Annotated in this window: 20 protein-coding genes and 2 pseudogenes; 11 read left to right on the top strand and 11 right to left on the bottom strand. The window is 73.2% G+C overall.

Features of this window, described 5'->3' with window-relative positions; translation table 11 throughout:
• Nucleotides 1–161 precede the first annotated feature (161 nt).
• Nucleotides 162–941, top strand: a complete 780-nt coding sequence (locus tag AB0F04_RS08370) for a nucleotidyltransferase domain-containing protein (protein WP_362039112.1) — start codon at nt 162–164, stop codon at nt 939–941.
• Here the strand turns inward: AB0F04_RS08370 and AB0F04_RS08365 are convergent.
• A pseudogene (locus AB0F04_RS08365) lies at nt 928–1,290 on the bottom strand (expansin EXLX1 family cellulose-binding protein); the annotation flags it as partial. The gene AB0F04_RS08370 and the pseudogene AB0F04_RS08365 sit on opposite strands and share 14 nt — an antisense overlap.
• A 332-nt stretch (nt 1,291–1,622) precedes the next feature.
• Between AB0F04_RS08365 and AB0F04_RS08360 the strand changes: the two are divergent.
• On the top strand, nt 1,623–3,539 hold the full coding sequence (locus AB0F04_RS08360; RefSeq protein WP_362039110.1) for an FUSC family protein: 1,917 nt from the start codon (nt 1,623–1,625) through the stop codon (nt 3,537–3,539).
• A 72-nt stretch (nt 3,540–3,611) separates the two neighbouring features.
• On the opposite strand, the pseudogene AB0F04_RS08355 reads toward AB0F04_RS08360, so the two are convergent.
• Nucleotides 3,612–4,565 (bottom strand): annotated as a pseudogene (locus AB0F04_RS08355) (endonuclease/exonuclease/phosphatase family protein).
• A 463-nt stretch (nt 4,566–5,028) separates the two neighbouring features.
• Between AB0F04_RS08355 and AB0F04_RS08350 the strand changes: the two are divergent.
• On the top strand, nt 5,029–5,211 hold the full coding sequence (locus tag AB0F04_RS08350) for a hypothetical protein (protein ID WP_053671240.1): 183 nt from the start codon (nt 5,029–5,031) through the stop codon (nt 5,209–5,211).
• Between the two features lie 10 nt (nt 5,212–5,221).
• On the opposite strand, the gene AB0F04_RS08345 is transcribed toward AB0F04_RS08350, so the two are convergent.
• From AB0F04_RS08345 to AB0F04_RS08335, 3 genes are all read right to left on the bottom strand, one after another.
• Nucleotides 5,222–7,177 (bottom strand): ABC transporter ATP-binding protein, encoded by a 1,956-nt coding sequence (locus AB0F04_RS08345; RefSeq protein WP_362039108.1) that lies wholly within the window; start codon nt 7,175–7,177, stop codon nt 5,222–5,224.
• 472 nt (nt 7,178–7,649) lie between these two features.
• Nucleotides 7,650–8,084, bottom strand: coding sequence for a hypothetical protein (locus AB0F04_RS08340; RefSeq protein WP_362039106.1), 435 nt, complete (start codon nt 8,082–8,084; stop codon nt 7,650–7,652).
• Nucleotides 8,081–8,773: an ATP-binding protein gene (locus AB0F04_RS08335; protein WP_362039104.1), complete on the bottom strand. Its 693-nt coding sequence runs from the start codon at nt 8,771–8,773 to the stop codon at nt 8,081–8,083. The genes AB0F04_RS08340 and AB0F04_RS08335 overlap by 4 nt, the downstream gene beginning before the upstream one ends.
• Before the next feature lie 22 nt (nt 8,774–8,795).
• Between AB0F04_RS08335 and AB0F04_RS08330 the strand changes: the two genes are divergently transcribed.
• From AB0F04_RS08330 to AB0F04_RS08315, 4 genes are all read left to right on the top strand, one after another.
• Nucleotides 8,796–8,996, top strand: coding sequence for a hypothetical protein (locus tag AB0F04_RS08330; protein WP_362039102.1), 201 nt, complete (start codon nt 8,796–8,798; stop codon nt 8,994–8,996).
• Entirely contained in the window at nt 8,989–9,849 is an 861-nt protein-coding gene (locus AB0F04_RS08325; protein ID WP_362039100.1) for a helix-turn-helix transcriptional regulator, read from the top strand. The genes AB0F04_RS08330 and AB0F04_RS08325 overlap by 8 nt, the downstream gene beginning before the upstream one ends.
• On the top strand, nt 9,850–10,104 hold the full coding sequence (locus tag AB0F04_RS08320; protein ID WP_033310663.1) for a DUF397 domain-containing protein: 255 nt from the start codon (nt 9,850–9,852) through the stop codon (nt 10,102–10,104).
• Between the two features lie 80 nt (nt 10,105–10,184).
• Entirely contained in the window at nt 10,185–10,997 is an 813-nt protein-coding gene (locus AB0F04_RS08315) for an SAM-dependent methyltransferase (RefSeq protein ID WP_362039098.1), read from the top strand.
• A 36-nt stretch (nt 10,998–11,033) separates the two neighbouring features.
• Here AB0F04_RS08315 and AB0F04_RS08310 read toward each other — a convergent pair whose 3' ends face one another.
• The gene (locus AB0F04_RS08310; RefSeq protein ID WP_362039096.1) at nt 11,034–12,446 is read right to left on the bottom strand and encodes a PLP-dependent aminotransferase family protein; all 1,413 of its coding nucleotides are present in this window, start codon (nt 12,444–12,446) and stop codon (nt 11,034–11,036) included.
• A gap of 47 nt (nt 12,447–12,493) precedes the next feature.
• Here AB0F04_RS08310 and AB0F04_RS08305 point away from each other — a divergent pair, with 47 nt between their 5' ends.
• Nucleotides 12,494–12,979, top strand: coding sequence for a carboxymuconolactone decarboxylase family protein (locus tag AB0F04_RS08305; protein ID WP_362039095.1), 486 nt, complete (start codon nt 12,494–12,496; stop codon nt 12,977–12,979).
• A gap of 24 nt (nt 12,980–13,003) precedes the next feature.
• On the opposite strand, the gene AB0F04_RS08300 is transcribed toward AB0F04_RS08305, so the two are convergent.
• The 3 genes from AB0F04_RS08300 to AB0F04_RS08290 all read right to left on the bottom strand — a co-directional run bounded on the left by AB0F04_RS08300 (nt 13,004) and on the right by AB0F04_RS08290 (nt 16,077).
• Nucleotides 13,004–14,494, bottom strand: a complete 1,491-nt coding sequence (locus AB0F04_RS08300) for a glutamate synthase subunit beta (protein WP_362039093.1) — start codon at nt 14,492–14,494, stop codon at nt 13,004–13,006.
• Nucleotides 14,495–14,646: 152 nt separating this feature from the next.
• On the bottom strand, nt 14,647–15,126 hold the full coding sequence (locus tag AB0F04_RS08295) for an anthrone oxygenase family protein (RefSeq protein ID WP_362039091.1): 480 nt from the start codon (nt 15,124–15,126) through the stop codon (nt 14,647–14,649).
• Between the two features lie 252 nt (nt 15,127–15,378).
• Entirely contained in the window at nt 15,379–16,077 is a 699-nt protein-coding gene (locus AB0F04_RS08290) for a DUF2293 domain-containing protein (RefSeq protein ID WP_362039088.1), read from the bottom strand.
• 123 nt (nt 16,078–16,200) lie between these two features.
• Here AB0F04_RS08290 and AB0F04_RS08285 point away from each other — a divergent pair, with 123 nt between their 5' ends.
• Entirely contained in the window at nt 16,201–16,842 is a 642-nt protein-coding gene (locus AB0F04_RS08285) for a uridine kinase (protein ID WP_362039085.1), read from the top strand.
• 129 nt (nt 16,843–16,971) lie between these two features.
• Nucleotides 16,972–17,400, top strand: coding sequence for a CBS domain-containing protein (locus AB0F04_RS08280; RefSeq protein ID WP_362039083.1), 429 nt, complete (start codon nt 16,972–16,974; stop codon nt 17,398–17,400).
• A 60-nt stretch (nt 17,401–17,460) separates the two neighbouring features.
• Here AB0F04_RS08280 and AB0F04_RS08275 read toward each other — a convergent pair whose 3' ends face one another.
• The gene (locus tag AB0F04_RS08275) at nt 17,461–18,588 is read right to left on the bottom strand and encodes a magnesium and cobalt transport protein CorA (protein ID WP_362039081.1); all 1,128 of its coding nucleotides are present in this window, start codon (nt 18,586–18,588) and stop codon (nt 17,461–17,463) included.
• Nucleotides 18,589–18,993: 405 nt separating this feature from the next.
• Here AB0F04_RS08275 and AB0F04_RS08270 point away from each other — a divergent pair, with 405 nt between their 5' ends.
• Nucleotides 18,994–19,785 carry a methyltransferase domain-containing protein gene (locus AB0F04_RS08270; protein ID WP_362039079.1) on the top strand — a complete coding sequence of 264 codons (792 nt, stop codon included), beginning with the start codon at nt 18,994–18,996 and terminating at the stop codon, nt 19,783–19,785.
• An 18-nt stretch (nt 19,786–19,803) separates the two neighbouring features.
• On the opposite strand, the gene AB0F04_RS08265 is transcribed toward AB0F04_RS08270, so the two are convergent.
• Entirely contained in the window at nt 19,804–20,751 is a 948-nt protein-coding gene (locus tag AB0F04_RS08265) for a sugar kinase (RefSeq protein WP_362039789.1), read from the bottom strand.
• Between the last annotated feature and the right edge of the window lie 104 nt (nt 20,752–20,855).

Here is a 20,855-nt window from a genome sequence, read left to right as displayed (position 1 = left end):
CGACCCACCGATCATGCGGGGAGGGGCGCGTGCGCGCACCCGTATTTCGGTACCCGGCGACCGGGCCTTCCCCCTACGCTGCCCCGGTCCCGGCTGCGGCTGTCCGAGTCCCGCCTGCCCAGGACCCGTTCCGTCCAGGTCCCCTCTGCCCAGGAGCCGCCGTGCCCACCCTCCCGGACCACGCCTTCCTCGCCGCCACCGCCGACCGCCTGGCCGCCCTGCCGGCTGTCGAGGCCGTCACCCTCGGCGGCTCCCGGGCCCAGGGCACCGAACGGCCCGACAGCGACTGGGACCTGGCGGTCTATTACCGGGGCGCCTTCGACCCCGCCGGCCTCCGCGCGGCCGGCTGGGAGGGCGAGGTCGGCGAGCTCGGCGCCTGGGGCGGCGGCGTCTTCAACGGGGGTGCCTGGCTGACGATCGACGGCCGTTCCGTGGACGTTCACTACCGCGACCTGGACGTGGTCGAACGCGAGACGGCGGAAGCGGAGGCGGGCCGCTTCCGCGTCGAGCCCCTCATGTTTCACCTGGCGGGCATCCCGACGTACCTGCTCGTCGCCGAACTCGCGGTCAACCGGGTGCTGCGCGGCGAACTGACCCGCCCGGACGCCTATCCGCGGGCCCTGCGCGAGAGCGCCCCCGCGCACTGGCACGGCATGGCCGCGGCCACCCTCGCCTACGCCAAGGCGGGCCACGCCCCGAAGAGCGCCGTCACCCAGGTCGCGGGCGCGATCGCGCTCGCCACGACCCAGACCGCGCACGCGGTGCTGGCCGCGCGCGGGGAGTGGGTCACCAACGAGAAGGGGCTGGTCGCACGGGCCGGGTTGGGTCAGGTGGACGCCACTCTCGGAGACCTGACGGACGATCCGGCCGTGCTCGTCCGGGCCGTCACCGACACGGAGCCCCTCCTCGCCCGGGCGGTGGCAGCCGTCACCGCCGGGTGAACTGCACGCGGGTCGGCTGCACCACGTCCGGGCGGATCGCGATGCCGTCGACGGTGAGCTGCTCGCCGTGGATGTCGGTGAGCCTGAGCTAGCCGCCGCAGCCGCTGCCGCTGGGGGAGAGGAAGTAGTTGTAGTCGGTACGGGGCAGCCGGGGCCAGCCGCTGCCAATCCTGACCCCCAGCCGGGCCGGCGGATTGCGGTGGCCCAGTGCCTGAATGCCGCACCAGTGGGTGCTGGAGCCGGTCTTGTAGCGGATCGAGAGCGGCTGGGAGGTGGCGGGGCTCTGCAGGCTCCAGGTGACCGGTATCCGGCCCGCGGCTGCCGCGGCGACCGCGAAGACGAGGGCCGTGCGCCGCTTGCGGACGGGACGGCGGTGGGACGGGGATGCCACGGACCAGTCCTTCGGGTCCTTGCGTGGTTCGGGAGAACACGCACTCTCGGCCCCCCAGTGGTCACCGGGCCCGAGAAGGTTGCCGCGGCCCGTGCTTGATGGCGCACCTCTTGGTTGCGTACATGAAGCGCCTCTTGGTTGCGTACATAAAGAACACCGTTTCCGGGCCGCCCGACACGTTCCGGAAACCTGTCCTCCAGGAACACCGCCTACCGTGGACAGCCACACCCCGCCCCGGCCGCCGTCGCCCGAAGGCTCACCCCTGCCCTCGCCGAGACGACAGGAGCTCCGTGTCCCGCCGCACCGCCCCTGAGCTTCCGCCCTGGCTCGCGCACGCCCTGCGTGCCCAGCGGGGACCGGTGCCCTGGAACGCGGTGACCCGGGGAGCCCTGTCCGCCGGGCCCCTTCTGCTCGTGTCCGTGCAGACCGGTCTCTCCTCCCTCGGAGTCGTCGCCGCCATCGCCGCCATGCTCGCCGGGATCAACGACCGGTCCGGGAGCCGGCGCCTGTCGGTCAAGCGCATCGGAGCGCCCGCCCTGGCCGGTGCGACGGGCCTCGTGGTCGGGACCTACACCGGGCAGGAGACCGGGGCGGTCGTCCTCACCGTCGTGCTGACGGTGGTCGGGCTCGCCGCCGGGGGGATGAGCGCCGTCGGGCCCGTCGCGTCGGCCGCCGGAACGCAGCTGCTGGTCGGCTCGGCGATCGGTGCCGGAATGCCCCTGCCCGAGCCCGGTTGGCTGCGCGCGCTCGCCTTCCTCGTCGGCGCGGGGTGGCTGCTCGTGCTGCGGCTCGCCCTGCCCACGCCCGGCTCCCTCGCCGGTGACTTCCGCTTCGACGGGGAGCGGCAGGCCGTGGCCGGTGTGTACGAGGCCGTCGCCGAACTGCTCGACGCCGTCGGCGGGCCGGACGCCATCCGCCGCCGCGCAGCGCTCACCGCCGCCCTCGACCATGCCCAGGACGCCCTCGCCGGGCCCCGGCTGCGCAGATACGCCTCCTCCTCCGCCGAACGGCGGCTGCACGCGCAGTACGCCGCGGCACTGCCCCTCGCGGAGGCCGCCACCGCCCTCGCCTGGGCCGGGGAGGCCGTCACCGAGCGCGCGTCCGAAGGTCCCCGGCGGCTCGCCGCCGCCGTGCGCGGCAACACCCACACCGGGCCGCTGCCCGCACCCTCCCGCTCGGCGCCCGCCCTGCGCGCCCTCGACGATGCCCTGCTGCACGCCGCCGAGGCGTTCGACCGGGGCCGCGGCGGCGATCTGCACACCCGGTCCCGCAGCGCCCGGGACCGGCTGCGGACCGTCTTCGGCAGTGCCGGACGCGAGTACGGGCTGCGCGTCGCCCTCTGCTTCGGCGCCGGCTCGGCGGTCGCCCAGGCGCTGCACCGAGGCCAGTGGTACGGGCAGCACGAGCACTGGTACTGGCTGCCCGCCACGGCCGTCTTCCTGGTCAAGCCCGACCTCGGTCCGCTGGCGTCGCGCGTGCTGAACCGGGCCGCCGGGACCGTCCTCGGGGCGTTGCTCTTCGCCGGGCTCGCCGCCGTCCTGCCCCATCCCGAAGGGCTCATCGCGCTCGTCGCCCTCAGCGGAGCGCTGATACCCGTGGCCACCCGGCACTTCGCCGCCCAGACCGCCGTCGTCACCGTCCTGGTCCTCGCGCTCGTCATGGTCGGCGGCGAGCCCCAGGCCTCCGCCGGCCGGATCGGCGAGACGCTGCTGGCCTGCGCCATCGTGCTGATCGTCGGGCACCTGCCGATGCCCGGCCAGCGCGGCGGGGGAGTGCGCGCCCGGCTCGTGGCGGCGAACGAGGCCGCCTACGCCTACCTCACGCACGTGCTCGACGAGGCCGACGCCCCCCGCATCGGGACCCCCGGCACCCCCTCCGGAAACCGCGCCACCCGCTGGACTTTGCGCCGCGAGGCCTACCGCACTCTGGCCGAGGCCCGTGCGGCCATCTCCCGCGCCGCCCACGAACTGCCCGCCCTCGCCCGGCACACCGAAGGCGCGGACCGGGTGGCCGACCTCCTCGAACGCCTCGTCGATACCACGACCGCCTGCGCCGTGCACCTCGACGACACGGGCCGGATCGGGCCCCGCCACCAGGAGCGCCTCACGGCCGTCCTCACCGAACTCACCGGACGGGCGGAAGACATGGGCCTGCGGCCGCCGCGGACCCCCCTCGCCGGCCGCCACGCCCGGCACGTCACCGGCTAGTGCGCGGTGGCGGTCGTGGCGCCCGCGCCGGCGGCGACGGCCGGCACGCCGACGCCGTGCCGTCAACGGTACTCAGCCGCCGACCCGCACCCACACCGGAGCGTGGTCCGATCCGGGCTCGCCCCGCCGCTCCACCGGGTCCGGGCCGACCGACGGCAGGCCGGGCGGGCCCTCGCCCGGCAGGCCCGTGCCCGCCGCCGTCACCCGGCGCACCAGACGGTGGCTCAGCAGGACGTGGTCGATCAGCTCGCGCCGCCCGGAGTTCACCCGGGACCAGCGCTGCCCCGGCGGGATGAGCGGGGCCACGTCCTACAAGCGGGTCGCGTCGCCCCGGTCGGGCCGGTCGAAGCCCGGTGTGCCGAGCTCGGAGCCGGGCGGGCCGAGCAGGATCTGTGTGGTCGCCGCCTGCACCTCGTCGTTCAGATCGCCCAGCACCGCCACGTCCCGCTCCTGCCCGTCCTCGGCCAGCAGCCGGTCGGCGAGGGCGCGCAGGGCCGTCGCCTCGGCGGCCCGCCGGTACAGGGCGTAGGCGCCGTAGCGGGCACGTTCACCCTCGTCGCGGGGCTGGAAACGACCGTCCGGGTAAGACAGCAGCTTGGACTTCAGATGGCAGACGGCCACCCACAGCGGCCCGTTCCCGCCCTCGACCTCGACCGCCAGGAGGCCCCGCCCGGCCTCCCCCGCCGTCAGCCCCGAGTCGTCCGCCTGCACGGGACGCACTTCCCCCGGGAACGCCCGCGTGTCGGCCACCACCGTCATCGCGGTACGGCTGAGGAAGCCGACCCGTATGCCCCGGCTGTCCGCGTGCTCGGACACGGCGACATGCCAGTCGTCGTCGAGCATCCCGGCGAGATCCTTCAGGGCTTGCGGGTCCCCGACCTCCTGCACGCCGAGCAGGACCGGATCGAGTTCGGTGATCACGGCGGCGAGCGCGGCGAGCTTCGCCTCGTACCCCGCCTCGTCCTGTGGGCCGTACGGGCCGCCGGGCTCGTAGAGATTCTCCAGATTCCAGGTGCCGAGGAGCATGCCGGGCTCCTTTCAGAAGCCGACAGTCGGGGTGGTGAGGCCAGGGTGCCCGCCCGGCCCGCCCCGCGACGCAGTGGTGACGGGATGTGCGGTTCGGCTCATGCCGCCCTGCCACGCGTCGCACGTCGGCGATGTGACGCCTTCCGCCGCGGACGGTCCCGCCGAGCTCATCATCAGCGCATCCACGGCCCTCGTGCACGACGATCAAGAGCATCCGCGCCGCCCCGGAACCAAAGAGGTGCGCAGAGGGCTTTGTGGCGCCTGCGGGAAGTGAGAGCGGGTGTCGTCACGAGGGGTGCGACGACTGGTACGGAAAGTGAACACATGCGCCAAGAGGCTGAGAAGTTGGTCACACTTAGCGGTGAACGCGTGTCAAGTACGTCTCAGAACCGTCACTTCGCGAGCCGTTCACCCCATCGTTGGCGTTTAACTCTACGAGTACAGCGCTACATGGAGGTGCAGGGTGAACGGGCGAACGGTGCTCGAGCGCTTTCCCGCCGGTGGGCCGCGCGGCTCCTGGCCTGCGGAGGAATTCGCGCAGGCGCGGCGCAGCGAGGGCCTGCCTGCCGAGGTCGTCATGGACCTGGCCACGGACATGTTCCTGGTGATCGTGCGCAGCGGCGACGCGGCCGACGCCACGGCCTGACGCGTCGCCGTCAGCCCGCCTTCGGCGCCGGCACCTTCCCGGCCGGCGCGGGTGACGAGGCGAACTGCTCCGCCTGGAGCGCGTACAGCTCGGCGTAGAGCCCGCCGGTCGCCAGCAGTTCGTCCGGCGTCCCCGACTCCACGAGCCGGCCCTGGTCCAGGACGTGCACCAGATCCGCGTGCCGCACGGACGCCAGCCGGTGCGTGATCAGTACGACCGTCTGGCCGCTGTCGGCCAGGGCGCGGATCCGCTCGAAGACCTCCAGCTCGGCCCGGGCGTCCAGGGCCGCCGTCGGCTCGTCCACGATCAGGATGCGGCCCCGGCGATAGGCCGCCCGGGCGATGCCCAGCCGCTGCCACTGGCCGCCCGACAGCTCGTGCCCGCCGCTGAAGTTGCGGGCGAGCAGCGTGTCCAGCCCGCGCGGCAGGTCCGCGACCACCGTCTCCGCCCCGGCCTCGGCGATCGACGCGGCCAGCCGGTCCTCGCATACGGGCATCGACGTACGCCCCAGGGCGACGTTGACCCGGGCCGTGAACGGCCACCGCTTGAAGTCCTGCGCCACCATCGCGATCCGCTCGGCCAGCAGGTGCCGGTCCGCGGTCGACGCGTCGACGCCGTCCCACAGGATGCGCCCCCGCTCCGGGGTGTAGAGCCCGGCGAGCAGCTTGACCAGGGTGGTCTTGCCGGAGCCGTTCTCGCCGACCAGGGCCACGATCCGGCCCAGCGGCAGGCTGAGCGTCACGTCGTCGAGGGCGGGGCGGGCGGACTCGCCCGGGTAGCGGAAGGTGACGTTCTCGAAGCGGATCTCGCGCGGATCCTCCGGCAGCCGTGTGCCGCCCGCCGGGATCGCCCACTGGTCCGCCTCGGTGTACAGCCGGTGCAGATCGCCGACGAAGAGCGCCTCCTCGTGCAGTGCGTTGACCTCCACCACCAGCGTGTCGAGGCTCTGCGAGCCGGTCCGGATCGCGATCACGGCCGTACCCGCCACCGACAGGGCCATCGCGCCCGCCAGCAGCAGCCCGCCCAGCGTCGCGTACGTGGCCACGGTCGCCAGGCCCGTCCACGCCGCCGCGATCAGGCCGGTGCGCGCGGCGAGCCTCGCCAGGCGGGCCTGCTCGGCCTCGGCCGTCTCCGACATCGCGCGGAAGTGCCGCAGCAGGAAGGCGCCCACCCCGTGCACCCGGATCTCGGGGGCCGCCTCGGGTTCGATCAGCAGGCTGCCGAGCAGCCGGCCCGCGCGGGCGTGCTGCACCCAGGCGTGGAAGGACTCGTAGCGGCGCCGGGCGACGGTCAGCGCGCTCCAGGCGCTCGGCAGGGTCATGGTGACCAGCAGCGGCAGCAGGGCGGGGTGCAGCACGGTCAGCACGCCAGCCGCCGCGACCAGCGAGATCATCGCGTTGATCACGCGTGTCCCGTAGGAGATCATCCGGCGCGCGGAGGCGGCGCCGTACTGCGCGGTGTCCAGCAGCTTGTGGAAGGCGTGGTCCTCGATCGCGGCCAGCTCCACGGCCGCGGCCCGCTCCAGGTACTGCTCCGTCGCCACACGTTCGACCTTGGGCTCCAGCCGGCCGGTGGCATAGGTGCTCGCGGCACGCAGCAGGGCCGCGAGGAACATCACGACGGCCACCGTGACCAGGGCGGGGACGGCTCCGCGCAACCGCTCGTCGATTCCGCCACCGCCCATCAGCCGGGCCAGCACGCTGTTCACCGCGAGCAGGCTCACCGCCTGCGCCACGCCGCGGCCGGCCTCGGCGGCCAGCACGATCCGCGCGGCGCCCCGGTCGGCCTGGCGGGCGAGCCGGAGGCTGGCCGCGAGCAGGGACGGCAACCGGGTGATCATGGCGCGGAAGTTCAGCTCCAGGAACGCCTCGGCGTGGCTGTTCCAGCCCATGTCGTAGCGCAGCGGCCCGCCGAAGAGCAGCCGCTCCGACTCGGACACCTCCGGCGCGGTCCGCTTCTTCCCCACAGTCGACCGACCTCCCCCGCTCGGGCCCGCTCCTGCACGAACGGCCACTATCGCCGGGCGAACTCCGTCCGGGGCAGGGCGTAGCCCGGGGCGCCGGATGCGCGCGGGCGCACGACCTGGCCGCAGGGGGTGCGGGGCGGCGCGGGGGTGCGGGGTGGCGGGGGACGGGCGCATGCGCCGGGATGAGTGGAGCGGCCGGGAGGGAGGAGCGGCGGCGGTGCGCGGGCCGGCCGTGCGGGAGGCCGGCCGTAGGGCGGGGTGGCGCGGACGGCTGGCCGTGCCGTGCCGGTCGTACGGAGGTGGAGCGGGGCGGGCGAGGCCGGCCGTGCGGGTCCGGGCGCGGTCGTCTTCGGGCTGGCCGGACGGGGTCGTCTTCGGGCTGGCCGGACGGGGTCGTCTTCGGGCTGGCCGGACGGGGTCGTCTTCGGGCTGGCCGGACGGGGTCGTCTTCGGGCTGACCGGACGGGGACGCCTACGCGCTGACCGGACGGGACCAGGAGGGTGCCGTGCCCGTCGTGCGGCACAGCGCCAGATAGAGGGGTATCGGCGGGGTGTACGGGAGGGTGCCGTCCGGGCGGTGGATCAGGTCGGGAATCTCCGGCAGGTCCGGGACGGCCGCGCCGATGACATACCGCGCCGGGGCGGGCCACTCCAGGGCGTGGTCGGAATCGGACGGCACCAGCCACCACCAGTGTGTCTCGTCGGCGTAGACGCAGCCCACGCGGGGCAGCCGCGGCATGACCAGCGGGCCGAGCGCGGCGGGGACGGCGACCGCGTCACAGCCCAGCGGGGCCGTCATGCCGTCGGGCACGGGCAGCCGCAGGACCGGACCGGGTGCCCGCAGCTCGTGGCGCACGCGCAGCAGCGTGTCCAGGTTCAGCACGCGTCCTCCCCGCGCGGGGCTCATGCGCGCCCCGTCTCTCGGCGGTTCTTCTGCGGGGGAACCTCCGGGACTCCGCGCGTGCGGCGGGCCTCCCGGTGTGTCCCCTCTCCGTCGTCCTGGTCATCGGCGGGGCCGCGCTTCGGGCGGGCGCCCCAGCCCAGGTCGTCACAGGGCTCGGCCGGATCGCCCGGCAGGTCCGCCGTGCGTGGCAGCTCGGCCCAGACCAGCAGCCCGGGGCCGTTCTCATGGGCGCCCCAGGAATGACAGAGGGCGTCGACGAGGAGCAGTCCCCTCCCGTGCTCCTCCTCGGGCCGTGTCCGGCTGGCGGCGTGGGGCTGGCCAGGGGCGCAGCCCTCGTCGCGCACGGCTATCCGCACCAGGTCGTCACCGTCGTGCAGCTCGCACACTATGTGGGTGCTCGCCGTGTGCACGATGGCGTTGGTGACCAGTTCGGAAACCACCAGGGCCGCGCTGTCGCACGTGTCCTCGCACACCGACCAGCCCGTCAGCCGGGCTCGGGTCAGGCGTCTGGCCTGTGCCGGAGAACCCGGATGTGCGGCCAGCTCGAAACGGAACCGGCGCTCGGCAGCGGCCCCGAGGGGGGCCTCTTCCGGGGCGGCATCAAGCCCGGCAGGGCCTGCGGCGGCGTCTGTTCCTAAGGGCGCGGACGGAATCACGCTTGCCACTATCGCCGCGCCGTGAACACTTGGCAAGTGTCACTCTGAAAATTGCAGAGTGCTGTGTGACGGTCTGGAAGGCCGTGGCACACTGCTGGCAACAGCACCCCGCGCGGCGCCAGTTGAGATCGTCGAAGATGCGTTCGAAATCTTTGTTCGAATCAGTTCTTCGAAAGGGTTCTCGAATGGCGCCGCCGGGCTGTCAGCGTTTGGTGTGACCGGCTCGTCAGAACTCTTCCTGGAGGTGGAGCGTGAGTGAACCGCGGTCCGCGCCGACGGTCGGTCAGGTCGTTCTCGGCCGACGCCTGTTGGACCTGAGGGAACGCGCCGGAATGAAGCGCGAGGAGGCCGCGCGCATCCTCCGCGTCGCCCCCGCCACGGTCCGCCGCATGGAAATGGCCGAGGTCGCGCTCAAAATTCCGTACCTGCAACTGCTCCTCAAGGCCTACGGGATCTCCGACGAGGAGGCCGAGGCCTTCGTTCTGCTGGCCGAGGAAGCCAATCGGCCCGGTTGGTGGCAGCGTTTCCACGACATCCTGCCCGGCTGGTTCTCGATGTACGTGAGCCTGGAGGGCGCGGCCAGCGTCATCCGCAGTTACGAGCCCCATTTCGTCCCCGGGTTGCTGCAGACCGAGGACTACGCGCGCGGGGTTCTCCGCTCGGGCGCCATCGGCCAGACCCGGCCCGACGACATCGAGCGCCATGTCGCCCTGCGCATGCAGCGCCAGGACCTGCTCACCCGCGAGGACGCTCCGCGGCTGTGGGTCGTGATGGACGAAACCGCGCTGCGGCGCCCGGCCGGCGGCCCGGAAGTGATGCGGGCCCAGATCGACAAACTGCTCGACGCCACGAAGCTGCCCAACGTGACGCTGCAGATCGCCCCGTTCGCCAACGGCCCGCACCCGGGCACGTACGGGCCGTTCGTGCTGTTCCGATTCGCCATGCCCGAACTGCCGGACATGGTCTACAGCGAGTACCTGACCGGCGCCGTCTACCTCGACGCGCGCACCGAGGTGGCGACCCACCTCGAGGTCATGGACCGCATGGCGGCGCAGGCCGCTACGGCACATCGCACGAAGGAGATCCTCCGGGATCTCCGCAAGGAGCTGTGAATGGATCGCATCAAGCCGCGCAAACACGTCTACAACGGCATGCCCGCGCGCGACTTGGGCAGCGAAGGCTGGCACAAGCCGTGGAGCGGCGGCAACGGAGGCAACTGCCTGGAGGCGATGAAGCTCGCCGACGGCCGGATCGCCCTTCGTCAGTCCACCGACCCGGACGGGCCGGCGCTGATCTACACCACCGACGAGATGACGGCCTTCATCGAGGGGGCGAAGTCGGGGGAGGCGGACTTCCTGCTCTCCTGATGCGTACGTGCCGCTTTCTGCCCTCAACCTTCCTACGCTGGTGCTGAATTGACCGTCCCTTGCGCCTTACGGAGTGCCTCATGACCGGGCAGGACCCCACCTCGGCCGTCCAGATCGACACGACCAGACCCCATCCCGCGCGGATGTACGACTGGTACCTCGGCGGCAAGGACAACTACCCGGTCGACGAGGAGATGGGCAGGCAGATGCTCACCCTCGACCCCAGGGTGCCGGTGATGGCCCGGGTCAACCGCGCCTTCATGCACCGCGCCACACGCTGGCTGGCCCGCAACGGCGTACGGCAGTTCCTCGACATCGGCACCGGCATCCCCACCGAGCCCAACCTCCACCAGGTCGCCCAGGAGACGGCGCCCGGCGCCCGGGTCGTCTACTGCGACAACGACCCCATCGTCCTGGCCCACGCGGCGGCCCTGCTGCGCGGCACGGACGAGGGCGCGACCGAGTACCTCCAGGCAGACGTGCGCGACCCGGACGCCATCCTGGAGGGCGCGAGGAAGATCCTCGACTTCAGCCGGCCCGTCGCGTTGTCGCTGGTGGCGCTGCTGCACTTCGTCCCCGACGAGGACGGCGCCCACGATCTGGTGGGCCGCCTGCTCGCCGAACTGCCCTCCGGCAGCCACCTGGTGATGACCCACGCCACCGCCGACTTCACCCCGGAGGAGTCGAAGGCGGCCACCGAGAAGCTGCGCGCCGCCGGCGTCACCCTGGCTCTGCGCTCCCGCGAGGAGTTCACCCGCTTCTTCGACGGCCTCGACCTCGTCGATCCCGGCGTCGAGGTGCCCCACCGCTGGCACCCCGAGCTGGGCGAGCCCGTGCCCGGGCAGGACGACGGGGTGATCCCGGGCTACGGGGCCGTCGCACGCAAGGCTTAGGCATCTCGGGGCTCCCGGATTTCCGCTTCGGTCCGGTCACGGCGGCGGCAGCACACCGCACAGCGCCTCCAGGGCCGGCCCGTAGGCGTGCTCGGAGGGGGTCGCGTACCCCACGACGAGCCCGTCGCCCACCGTCATGCCGCTCTCCGGATGCCGGAATGCGGCGAGGCCGTCGAGAGCGATGCCCTGCCAGGAGGCGGCCTTGACCGCGGACGCCTCGGTGCCGGGCGGCAGCCGCAGCACCGCGTGCAGGCCGGCCGCGATGCCGGTGGCCTCGATGTGCGGCGCGTACTCGGCGAGCGCGGCGACGAGCCGGTCCCGGCGGCCGCGGTACCGCTGCCGCATCCGCCGCACGTGCCGGTCGTACGCCCCCGAGGTGATGAAGTCCGCCAGGCTCAGCTGGTCGAGGACGCTCGCCCACGCCTCGCGCTCGCCCTTGGCGTCCAGCACGGAGCCGACGTACCGCTCCGGGAGCACCATCCAGCCCAGCCGTACCGCCGGCGACAGGCTCTTGCTCACCGAGCCGATGTGGATCACGTGCTCGGGGTCGAGTCCCTGGACCGCGCCGACCGGCTTGCGGTCGTAGCGGAACTCCCCGTCGTAATCGTCCTCCAGGACCAGCCCGCCACGCGCGCGTGCCCAGTCGATCACGGCGGCCCGGCGCGCGGGGTGCAGCGGGCCGCCGGTCGGGAACTGGTGCGCCGGCGTGAGCAGTACGGCTCGCTCGCGCCCCAACCGGTCGACCCGGGCGCCGTCTTCGTCGAGGGGGAGTGGCACGGTCCGCACTCCGGCCGCGGCCAGGACCTCCCGGTGGAACCCGAGGCCGTACGCCTCCACCGCCAGGGGCCCGTGCAGGACGCCGCCGCCGAACAGCAGCCGCAGCGCGTGCGCGAAACCGGAGCAGACCACGATCCGGTCCGGCGCGGTCCGCACGCCCCGGGCGCGTGCCAGGTACTCCGTGAGCGCCTCCCGCAGCTCCCGCCGCCCCGCGGGGTCGCCCGGCCCGAACACCTCGTGGGGCGCCTGCTGGAGGGCCCGCCGGTAGGAGGTCAGCCAGGCGGTGCGCGGGAAGGCCGAGGCGTCCGGCGTGCCCTGCGTCAGGTCGTGCCGCGGACCACGCTCGCGTGGAGGCGCCTTCCTCGGCACACGGACGGCGGGCCGCAGCGGCTCGGCCCGTTCCGCGACCCGGGTGCCCGAGCCCTGCCGGGCCGTGAGCCAGCCCTCCGCGACGAGCTCCGCGTACGCGTCCGCCACCGTGTTGCGGGCGACACCGAGGTCCGCCGCGAGCGAGCGGTACGGCGGCAGCCGCGTGCCCGGGGCGAGCCGCCCGCCGCGGACGGCCTCGCGCAGGGCCCGGATCAGCGCCGCCCTGCGGCCGCCCGGCCCGGTCAGCTCCAGATGCAGGTCGGACCCGATGCGCTCCGCCGCATTGACCCACGAATCCACCATGGAAATGCACCCTACAGCGGGTCTTTCCGGCTCGTAGGTTGAAGGGCATGACGACGCACACGAGCACGAAGAGCACCCTCGGGACGGCGAAGAGGCTGGACTTCGGCGCGTCCGCCCCGAAGGCCTTCAGGGCCCTCATCGCCTTCGACGCCGCCGCCCGCGACGGCCTCGACCCGGCCCTGGTGGAGCTGATCCAGATCCGTTCCTCGCACCTCAACCACTGCGCGTACTGCCTCCACATGCACACCAACGACGCCCGCAAGGCCGGTGAGAGCGAGGACCGGCTGCACATGGTCGCCGTGTGGCGCGAGGCCCGTCACTTCTTCTCCGAGCGGGAGCAGGCGGCCCTCGCCCTCACGGACGCGCTGACGCTCGTCGCCGACGCCGGCGTCCCGGACGACGTCTGCGCGGAGGCGGCCGCGCGGTTCGACGAACGGGAACTGGCCCAGGTCATCGCCCTGATCTGCACGATCAACACGTGGAACCGGGTGGCGCTGTCGACGGGGAAGGCCGCGGGGACGGACGAGCGGTGATCCTCCGGTGGGCGGGACCGAGGCCTACACCGCCATGGGGCGGTCGTACGGCCCGATCGGCGCCGGCAGCCTCGAACTGCCCGTCAGATGACGGTCGACGGCGGCCGCCACCGCCCGCCCCTCGGCGATCGCCCACACGACGAGCGACTGCCCCCGTGCCGCGTCGCCCGCTGCGAACACCCCGGGCACGTTCGTGGCGAAGCGCGAGTCCCGCGCGATCGTCCCGCGGGGCTCCATCTCCAGCCCCAGCTGGTCGACGAGCCCGTCCTCCCGGTCGGGCCCGGAGAAGCCGAGGGCGAGCAGGACGAGGTCGGCGGGGAGCGTCCGCCCGGTTCCCTCCACGGGGCGGCGCCGCGCGTCCACCTCGACCAGGTGCAGCGATCGCACGTGCCCTTGGGCGTCGCCGTCGAAGCGCAGCGTGGATGCCGCGAACAGCCGCGCGTCCGCGTTCGCGACCGGAGCGGTCCGCAGGTCACGGGCCTCTTCATGAGCGGCGGAGAGCCGGTAGACCCGGATCGGGTACGTCGGCCAGGGCTCGGTCTCCTCGTCGCGCTCCGCGCCCGGCAGCGCGTAGATGTCCAGCTGGGTGACGGACGCCGCGCCCTCCCGGACCGCCGTGCCCAGGCAGTCCGCCCCGGTGTCGCCGCCGCCGACGATGACCACGTGCTTCCCCGCGGCCGACAAGGGAGACGTCTCCAGATCACCCTCACGCACCCGGTTGGCCAGCGGCAGGTACTCCATCGCCTGGTGGATCCCCGTCAGCTCCCGCCCCGGCACCTGCAGTTCACGCCAGGCGGTCGCCCCGGTGGCGAGCACGACGGCGTCGTAGCGGGTCCGCAGCTCCTCGGCCCCGATGTCCCGCCCGACCGCGGTCGACGTCCGGAACTTCGTCCCCTCGGCCCGCATCTGCTCCAGCCGACGCTCCAGATGGTGCTTCTCCATCTTGAACGCCGGGATGCCGTACCGCAGCAGTCCGCCGATCCGGTCGTCCCTCTCGTACACGGCGACCGTGTGCCCGGCCCGCGTCAGCTGCTGGGCCGCGGCCAGCCCCGTCGGGCCCGAGCCGATCACCGCGACCGTCTTGCCGGACAGCCGCTCCGGTGGCATCGGCGGTGCGAAGCCCTCCTCCTGGGCCCGGTCCGCGATGGCACACTCGACGTTCTTGATCGTGACGGCCGGCTGGTTGATCGCCAGCACACACCCCGCCTCGCACGGAGCCGGGCACAACCGGCCGGTGAACTCCGGGAAGTTGTTCGTCGCGTGCAACCGGTCGGAGGCCGCCCGCCAGTCCTCCCGGGAGACCAGGTCGTTCCACTCGGGGATCAGGTTGCCCAGCGGGCAGGCGTCGTGACAGAAGGGGATGCCGCAGTCCATGCAACGGTCGGCCTGCTCGCTGATGATGGGCAGCAGCGCCCCCGGGACATGGACCTCGTCCCAGTCCCGCGCCCGTTCCTCGACCGGCCTGCGCGGCCAGTCCTGGCGGGGCGTGGTCATGAAACCCTTGGGATCGGCCATGGCCGGCTTCCTTGCGTGCGCGGGGGACGGGCCGTACGGCGTCGGGCGGCACACTTCTCACTCGTCGTGCGGCACTCTTTTCGCCACGATACGTCCGCCTCCCGGCCGGTGCCTGTCGCCGCGTGGCACCGGATTCTGGTGGGCCGCCGGTGTCAGGTGAGTGCCAGCACGTACGCCAGCGCCGCACCGGCCGAGGCGGCCGTGCGGACGTGGTTCCACAGCGTCCACTCCCGCAGATACGCCGGCCAGTACGCCGCCGCCTGAGGTGTGTCCGGCTCCAGCCCCGCCAGCGCGTCGTTGCGCGGCACGTTCGCGACCATGGTCAGCCCGAACGACCCGAACAGGTACAGGGCGCTGCCGACCAGCAGCTCCACCGTGCCCTCGTCCGGCCACAGCACGAACGTCACCACGGCGATCACCGCGCACAGCGCCGCGGATCCGAGGAACACGATCATGAAAGGCGGAGCCACCGCGGCCGCGTTGATCGCGTTCATCGCGGCGACCCCCTGTGCGGGCGGCAGCGTGCCGAGGCCCCGCATCACGAAGGTCGAGAACCCGCAGAACACGCCGGCCACCAGGCCGGTCCCCAGCACCCCCAGCACTGTCAGTACGAAGTACGGTCCGTCGATCATGTCCCTCTCCCGCCCGTCGAGCCGGGATCCTGCCCGGCACCCTTCCTCAGCACAAGCGAAATACCGCACGAGCACAGTGATCATGGCCGAGCGGCACGGGTCCGTGACCACACGCCCACGGTCCGCCGAAGGGCCCCTGTCTCGCTGTCCGCCATGCAGCCCTCGTCACGGTCCGCCGGGCGGCCCTTCTCGCACGGCCCGTCGAGCGGCCGGTGCGGGCGCGCGGCGGGTCTGCCCGTCGACCGCCTCACATCACCCCGCGGAACCGAGTTCCTCCTCGGCCCACCCCCGGAGCACCGTCGCCACCGCCGCCGCGATCCGCCGCCGGGCCTCGTGGCGCGGCACGCCGCTCATCAGCAGCCGGTCGTACGGCGTGTCCAGATGCCGTACGGACGCCACGACCGCCGAGGTCACCGCACCCTCGGTGAGCGCACGCCCCGCCGCGCTGCGGCCCACCCGCCCGCTGCCCCGCTCCGAGGCGTGCAGGGCGATGGCCCGGGCCCGATCGGCCGGGCATCCCGGAAAGAGCCGGAGTATCTCCGTCGCGAACGCCTGGGCGAACAGGGCGTCCTGAGCCGCCCGCCGCCGCGCGTCCCGCACCCGGCGCCGCCGTCTCGCCTCGGCGTCCGCGAGGCACCGCTGCTCGGCCCGCGCGAGCGCAGCCTCCTCGACCAGGACACCCTGCCGCTCGTACCGGCTCTTGCGCCGGTTGAACCGGACGACCACCGCCGACAGCGTGCTCTCCTCCCGCGATCTGCGGGTCAGTGCGGTGTCGCCACTCGGGAGGAACACCAGGTGCGCGAGGTCGGCGCAGTCCAGGCAGCGCGGGGCGCCGTCCTCCAGGACCAGCAGCGGTAGCGGCCCCCGGCGGCATTCGGCGCAGGAGCGCCACTTGAGGGGCTGGAAGACGAGGAGCCCGGTGCGGAGCGGGAGCGAGGCGCGGGGGACCATACGTGATGCATTCCCCGCGGCGGCAGCCCGAACTGCGCACTTCAGGACGGATCCAGGCGATCCGCCCGTTGCTCCGCCGAGGCGACGGACGGGGGGACGCCCCCTGCCCCCGCCTGACGCATCATGGGCCGTGTGCGACTCGAAGCGATCACCTGGGAACGGCTCGGCGACCTGCTCGCCGAGCGCCTGCTCGATCTGGAGCCCGCCGACGGCAGCCCCTGGCCGCGCATCGCCTTCGACGGGGCCCCGGCCGCCCGCCCAGGAGACCTCGCCCGCCGCGTCCGCGAGGCGCTGCGCATACGCGGCCGCTCCTGTCTCGTCGTGGGCACCGAGGGCTTCCTGCGCCCCGCCTCCGTACGACTGGAGTACGGCCGCCAGGACGTCGAGGCCTACTACAGCGGCTGGTACGACACGGGCGCCCTGTGGCGCGAGGTGTTCGGCCCGCTCGGAGCCGACGGCGACGGCCGCGTCCTGCCCGACCTGTGGGATCCGGCCGCCGACCGCGCCACTCGCAGCCCCTATGCCGAACTCCCGCCCGGCGGTGTGCTGTTGCTGCATGGACCCTTCCTCCTCCGGCACTGGTTCCCCTTCGATCTGAGCGTCCACGTCCTCCTCTCCCGGGGTGCCCTGCGCCGCCGCACCCCCGAGGCCGAGCACTGGACCCTCCCCGCCTTCGAGCGCTACGGGCACGAGACGGATCCGGTGGAGACGGCGGACGTCCTGGTACGGGCCGACGACCCGCGTCATCCGGCGTGGAACGGCTGAGGCGGGACGGTGCCGGTGACGCGTGTTCCTTCCGTGTGCGGGCATCCGGCCGCGCGGCGAGAATGAAGGGCGCCGGGACTCGCGGTGCGTCCCGCTCCGCGCCGGCCGTCCGGCACCGGGAGGTACACCATGACCACCGCCGGAGACATCATGCACCGCGGCGCCCAGTGGATCCCCGCTCATGAAACACTCGACCGTGCCGCCCAGCTCATGCGCGAACTCAATGTCGGCGCCCTGCCCATCAGCGACGAGAACGAGCGGCTCTGCGGCATCCTCACCGACCGCGACATCGTCGTCGGCTGTGTCGCCATGGGCCACGACCCCGCCCGGGTCACCGCGGGCGAGATGGCCAAGGGAACGCCCCGCTGGATCGACGCCGACGCCGATGTCGGCGAGGTGCTGCACGAGATGCAGGAGCACCAGATCCGCCGACTGCCCGTCATCCGGGACAAGCGCCTGGTCGGCATGATCAGCGAGGCCGACCTGGCCCGGCATCTCGCGAAGGACCAGATCGCCTCCTGGGCGGAGAGCGTCTACGCCACGACCGCCATGCACTGACCGCCCGGATCACCCCCGCGGGCACCGCGCCCCAAGGCCCCTCGCAGGGCCCGGCCCGTGTCAGAGCCAGCCGCTGCGCCGGAACCCCCGGTACAGGGCGAGGCACGCGACGGATATCACGCCGAGGACCAAGCCGTAGCCGTACCGCCAGTGCAGCTCCGGCATGTGGTCGAAGTTCATGCCGTAGACCCCGCAGACCATCGTCGGCACCGCGACGATGGCGGCCCACGCCGTGATCTTCCGCATGTCCTCGTTCTGCGCGACCGTGACCTGCGCGAGGTGCGCCTGGAGGATCGAGTTGAGCAGTTCGTCGAAGGCGGCGATCTGCTCCTTCGCCCGCAGCAGATGGTCCGAGACGTCACGGAAGTACGCCTGTATCTCCGGATCGACCGCCCGGATCGGCCGGGTGGCGAGATCCTCCAGCGGCCGGCTGAGCGGAACCACCGCCCGCTTCAGCTCCAGCAGTTCACGCTTGAGCTGGTAGATGCGCCCCGGGTCGGTGCGCGCACCGGACTCCGAGAACACGTCCGTCTCGACCTGGTCGATGTCCGCCTGCACCGAGTCCGTGACCGTCAGGTAGTCGTCCACCACATGGTCCGCGAGCGCGTGCAGCACCGCCGACGGGCCCTTGGCGAGCTGGCCGGGATCGGACTCCAGCTCCTCGCGCAGCGGGCCCAGTGAGCCGTGCCGGCCGTGCCGCACCGTGATCACGAAGTCCGCGCCGACGAACACCATGATCTCGCCGGTGTTCACGACCTCACTGGTGGCCGTCAGCTCCTCGTGCTCGACGTAGCAGACCGTCTTGAACACCGCGAAGAGCGTCTCGCCGTAGCGCTCCAGCTTGGGCCGCTGATGAGCCTCGATCGCGTCCTCGACGGCCAGCGGATGCAGATCGAAGAGCTCGGCGATGCCCGCGAACTCCTGGTCCGTGGGCTCGTGCAGACCGAGCCAGACGAAACCCTCCCGGCTCTTGCGCACCCGCTCCACCGTGTCCACCAGATCGCCGCGCGCGGAGGTGCGGACGCCGTCCCGGTACGTCACGCAGTTCACCACCGAGGAGCCCAGCGGGGACCGGGCCGGGTGGCTCAGATCGACGCGCGGACGTCGTCTGGCCAGCCGCGCCACCTTGCGAAGGCCACCGACCCCGCCGAGGCTCGTGACCCTCCGCAGATTCCCAGCCATGGACATCCGGCTCTCCTTGCATGGAACTTCTCGCGCCGTTCCCGCGCCTTGGCGCGCCAGTCTGCCAGGCCCGCGTGAGCTGCGGGTAAGCCTGTGGACAAGGTCGACAAGGTCCCTTCCGCTTCGTTCCCGCCTGTGGACGAACGACCCGCCGGCGCCGCTGTCCTGCCGTAGGGACGCATGTCCTGACCGGACGGTTCTCGAACGGACGCGTCAATGGTTCTCCGCTGTGACGGCATCAGCCGCCGTGCCGCGTGCCGCGTGCCGCGTGCCGCGTGCCGCGTGCCGCGTGCGCCCGACGGCCCGTGTTGCGTGCCGACAGCATCAGCCGCCGTGCCGTGTGCCGACGCGGTGCTCCGTGCCGGAGCGTCGACGGCTAAGAGCAAGTCGGGCAAATGGGATGATCGTCGTATGACGCGAACCGACGGGTACCTCCTGGCTAACCGGCAGACCGAGGCCGCGGAGCACTTCAGTGCCTTCGCCGCCCTCTTCGACCCCACGACGTTCCGCCACCTCGAAGCCCTCGGCATCGGATCCGGCTGGCGGTGCTGGGAGGTCGGCGCAGGCACCTCCGTGGTGTCCTGGCTGGCCAAGAAGGTCGGCCCGACGGGACGCGTCGTCGCGACCCACACCGACACCTCCCGGCTCGCCTCCGTCGCCCGGCCACCCGTCGAGGTGCGGCTCCACGACCTCGGCGCGCAGGAGCCACCGGGGGAGGGCTTCGACCTGGTGCACGCCCGCCTCGCCCTCGTCCACGTGACCGACCGGGAAGGGGCGTTGCGCTCCATGGCGGCGGCACTGCGCCCCGGCGGGCGCCTCCTCGTCGAGGACGCCGACCCCGCGCTGCAGCCCTTTCTCTGCCCCGACGAGCACGGCCCCGAGCAGCAGCTCGCGAACCGGCTGCGGCAGGCCTTCCGCCGGCTGCTCGCCGATCGCGGGACCGACCTGCCCTGCGGCCGCACCCTGCCGCGGCTGCTCCGCAACGCCGGACTGACCCGGGTCCAGGCCGATGCCTACTTCCCGCTCGCCTCACCCGCCTGCGCGGCCCTGGAGTCGGTCACGATCCGCCAGATCCGCGACCAGCTCGTCACCGCCGGCCTCGCCACGGACCAGGACATCGACCGGCATCTGGACAACGTCGCGTCCGGGGTGCTCGATCTGACGACGGCACCGATGATCTCGGCGTGGGGGCGCAAGGAGTAGCCGGAGCGGGTGCGGTCCTCAGCCCGGCACGGGCGGTCTGCCGCCCACCTGCTCCACCGCTCGCGCGCCCGCCCGGCAGCCTTCCGCGGCCGCGTCCTCCGGCCCCGCACCCGCGAGCAGGGCGGCGAGGAACGCGCCGGTGAAGGCGTCACCCGCCCCCGTGGTGTCCCGTGGTGTCGCCGGGACGGCCGGGACGCGGGCGCTCACCCTCCCGGAGCGGGCCACGAGTGCCCCTTCGTGGCCCTGCTTGGCGACGACCAGCGGCACGCGCAGGCTCAGCTCGGCCGCCGCCTCGGCCGCGTCCGCCAGCCCCGTGAGCAGACACGCCTCGTCGCGGCTGGGAAGCAGCACGTCCACGCCCTCGACGAGATCGAGGAACCGCTCGGCGCCCAGCTCCGCCAGGAAGCCGGCTGAAGCCGGGTCCAGACTCACGGGCACGCCTCGCGCACGTGCGGCATCGAGGGCCACCGACACCAGGGCCCGGCTCGGGCCGGAGAACAGCAGGTAACCCGAGAGGTGCAGCCGGGCCACACCGTCGAGGAGCGCGTCCGACCAGTCGGCGGGTCCGAGCCGTAGTGACGCGCCGCTGTCGGTGAGGAACGTCCGTTCCGCCGAAGCGCCCCCGTCGACCATGCAGATCACCGTGCCGGTCGGCGCCAGCGGGTCGACGACGAGCTGGGGCCGCACCCCCTGGGCGACCAGCTCCCGCTCGTGCCAGGCCGCCGCATCCGCCCCGACGCGTCCGAGCAGCCGCACGTCCGCCGTACCCCGGTGGGCCGCCCAGCACGCCACGTTGGCGCCCGCCCCACCGGCCACCGTGCGGATCGAGGCAGCCGTGTCCGTGCCGGCCGCGAGCGGCCCTCGATGCCGCGCGACGACATCCGTGATGACGTCCCCGACGACCAGCAGTCCCCGGCCGGCCGCGTCGCCTGTGCGCTCGGCGCCCGTTCGGCCTTCCGGGCTCAGCCGTCCTTGGCCGGCCGCGTCGCCTGTGCGCTCGGCGCCCGTTCGGCCTTCCGGGCTCAGCCGTCCTTGGCCGGCCGCGTCGCCTGTGCGCTCGGCGCCCGTTC

The organism is Streptomyces sp. NPDC029041, assembly GCF_040637515.1.
Classification (GTDB): domain Bacteria; phylum Actinomycetota; class Actinomycetes; order Streptomycetales; family Streptomycetaceae; genus Streptomyces.
The sequence above is the reverse complement of the archived record's forward strand: the minus strand, read 5'-3'. Positions and strand labels throughout refer to the sequence as shown.

Coding starts and splice junctions, on each gene's coding strand:
- AB0F04_RS08300 (WP_362039093.1), bottom strand. CDS start 14,494: ATGGCCGATCCCAAGGGTTTCATGACCACGCCCCGCCAGGACTGGCCG.
- AB0F04_RS08275 (WP_362039081.1), bottom strand. CDS start 18,588: ATGTCCATGGCTGGGAATCTGCGGAGGGTCACGAGCCTCGGCGGGGTC.
- AB0F04_RS08320 (WP_033310663.1), top strand. CDS start 9,850: ATGGATCGCATCAAGCCGCGCAAACACGTCTACAACGGCATGCCCGCG.
- AB0F04_RS08280 (WP_362039083.1), top strand. CDS start 16,972: ATGACCACCGCCGGAGACATCATGCACCGCGGCGCCCAGTGGATCCCC.
- AB0F04_RS08290 (WP_362039088.1), bottom strand. CDS start 16,077: ATGGTCCCCCGCGCCTCGCTCCCGCTCCGCACCGGGCTCCTCGTCTTC.
- AB0F04_RS08295 (WP_362039091.1), bottom strand. CDS start 15,126: ATGATCGACGGACCGTACTTCGTACTGACAGTGCTGGGGGTGCTGGGG.
- AB0F04_RS08305 (WP_362039095.1), top strand. CDS start 12,494: ATGACGACGCACACGAGCACGAAGAGCACCCTCGGGACGGCGAAGAGG.
- AB0F04_RS08340 (WP_362039106.1), bottom strand. CDS start 8,084: ATGAGCCCCGCGCGGGGAGGACGCGTGCTGAACCTGGACACGCTGCTG.
- AB0F04_RS08285 (WP_362039085.1), top strand. CDS start 16,201: ATGGGCCGTGTGCGACTCGAAGCGATCACCTGGGAACGGCTCGGCGAC.
- AB0F04_RS08315 (WP_362039098.1), top strand. CDS start 10,185: ATGACCGGGCAGGACCCCACCTCGGCCGTCCAGATCGACACGACCAGA.
- AB0F04_RS08270 (WP_362039079.1), top strand. CDS start 18,994: ATGACGCGAACCGACGGGTACCTCCTGGCTAACCGGCAGACCGAGGCC.
- AB0F04_RS08310 (WP_362039096.1), bottom strand. CDS start 12,446: ATGGTGGATTCGTGGGTCAATGCGGCGGAGCGCATCGGGTCCGACCTG.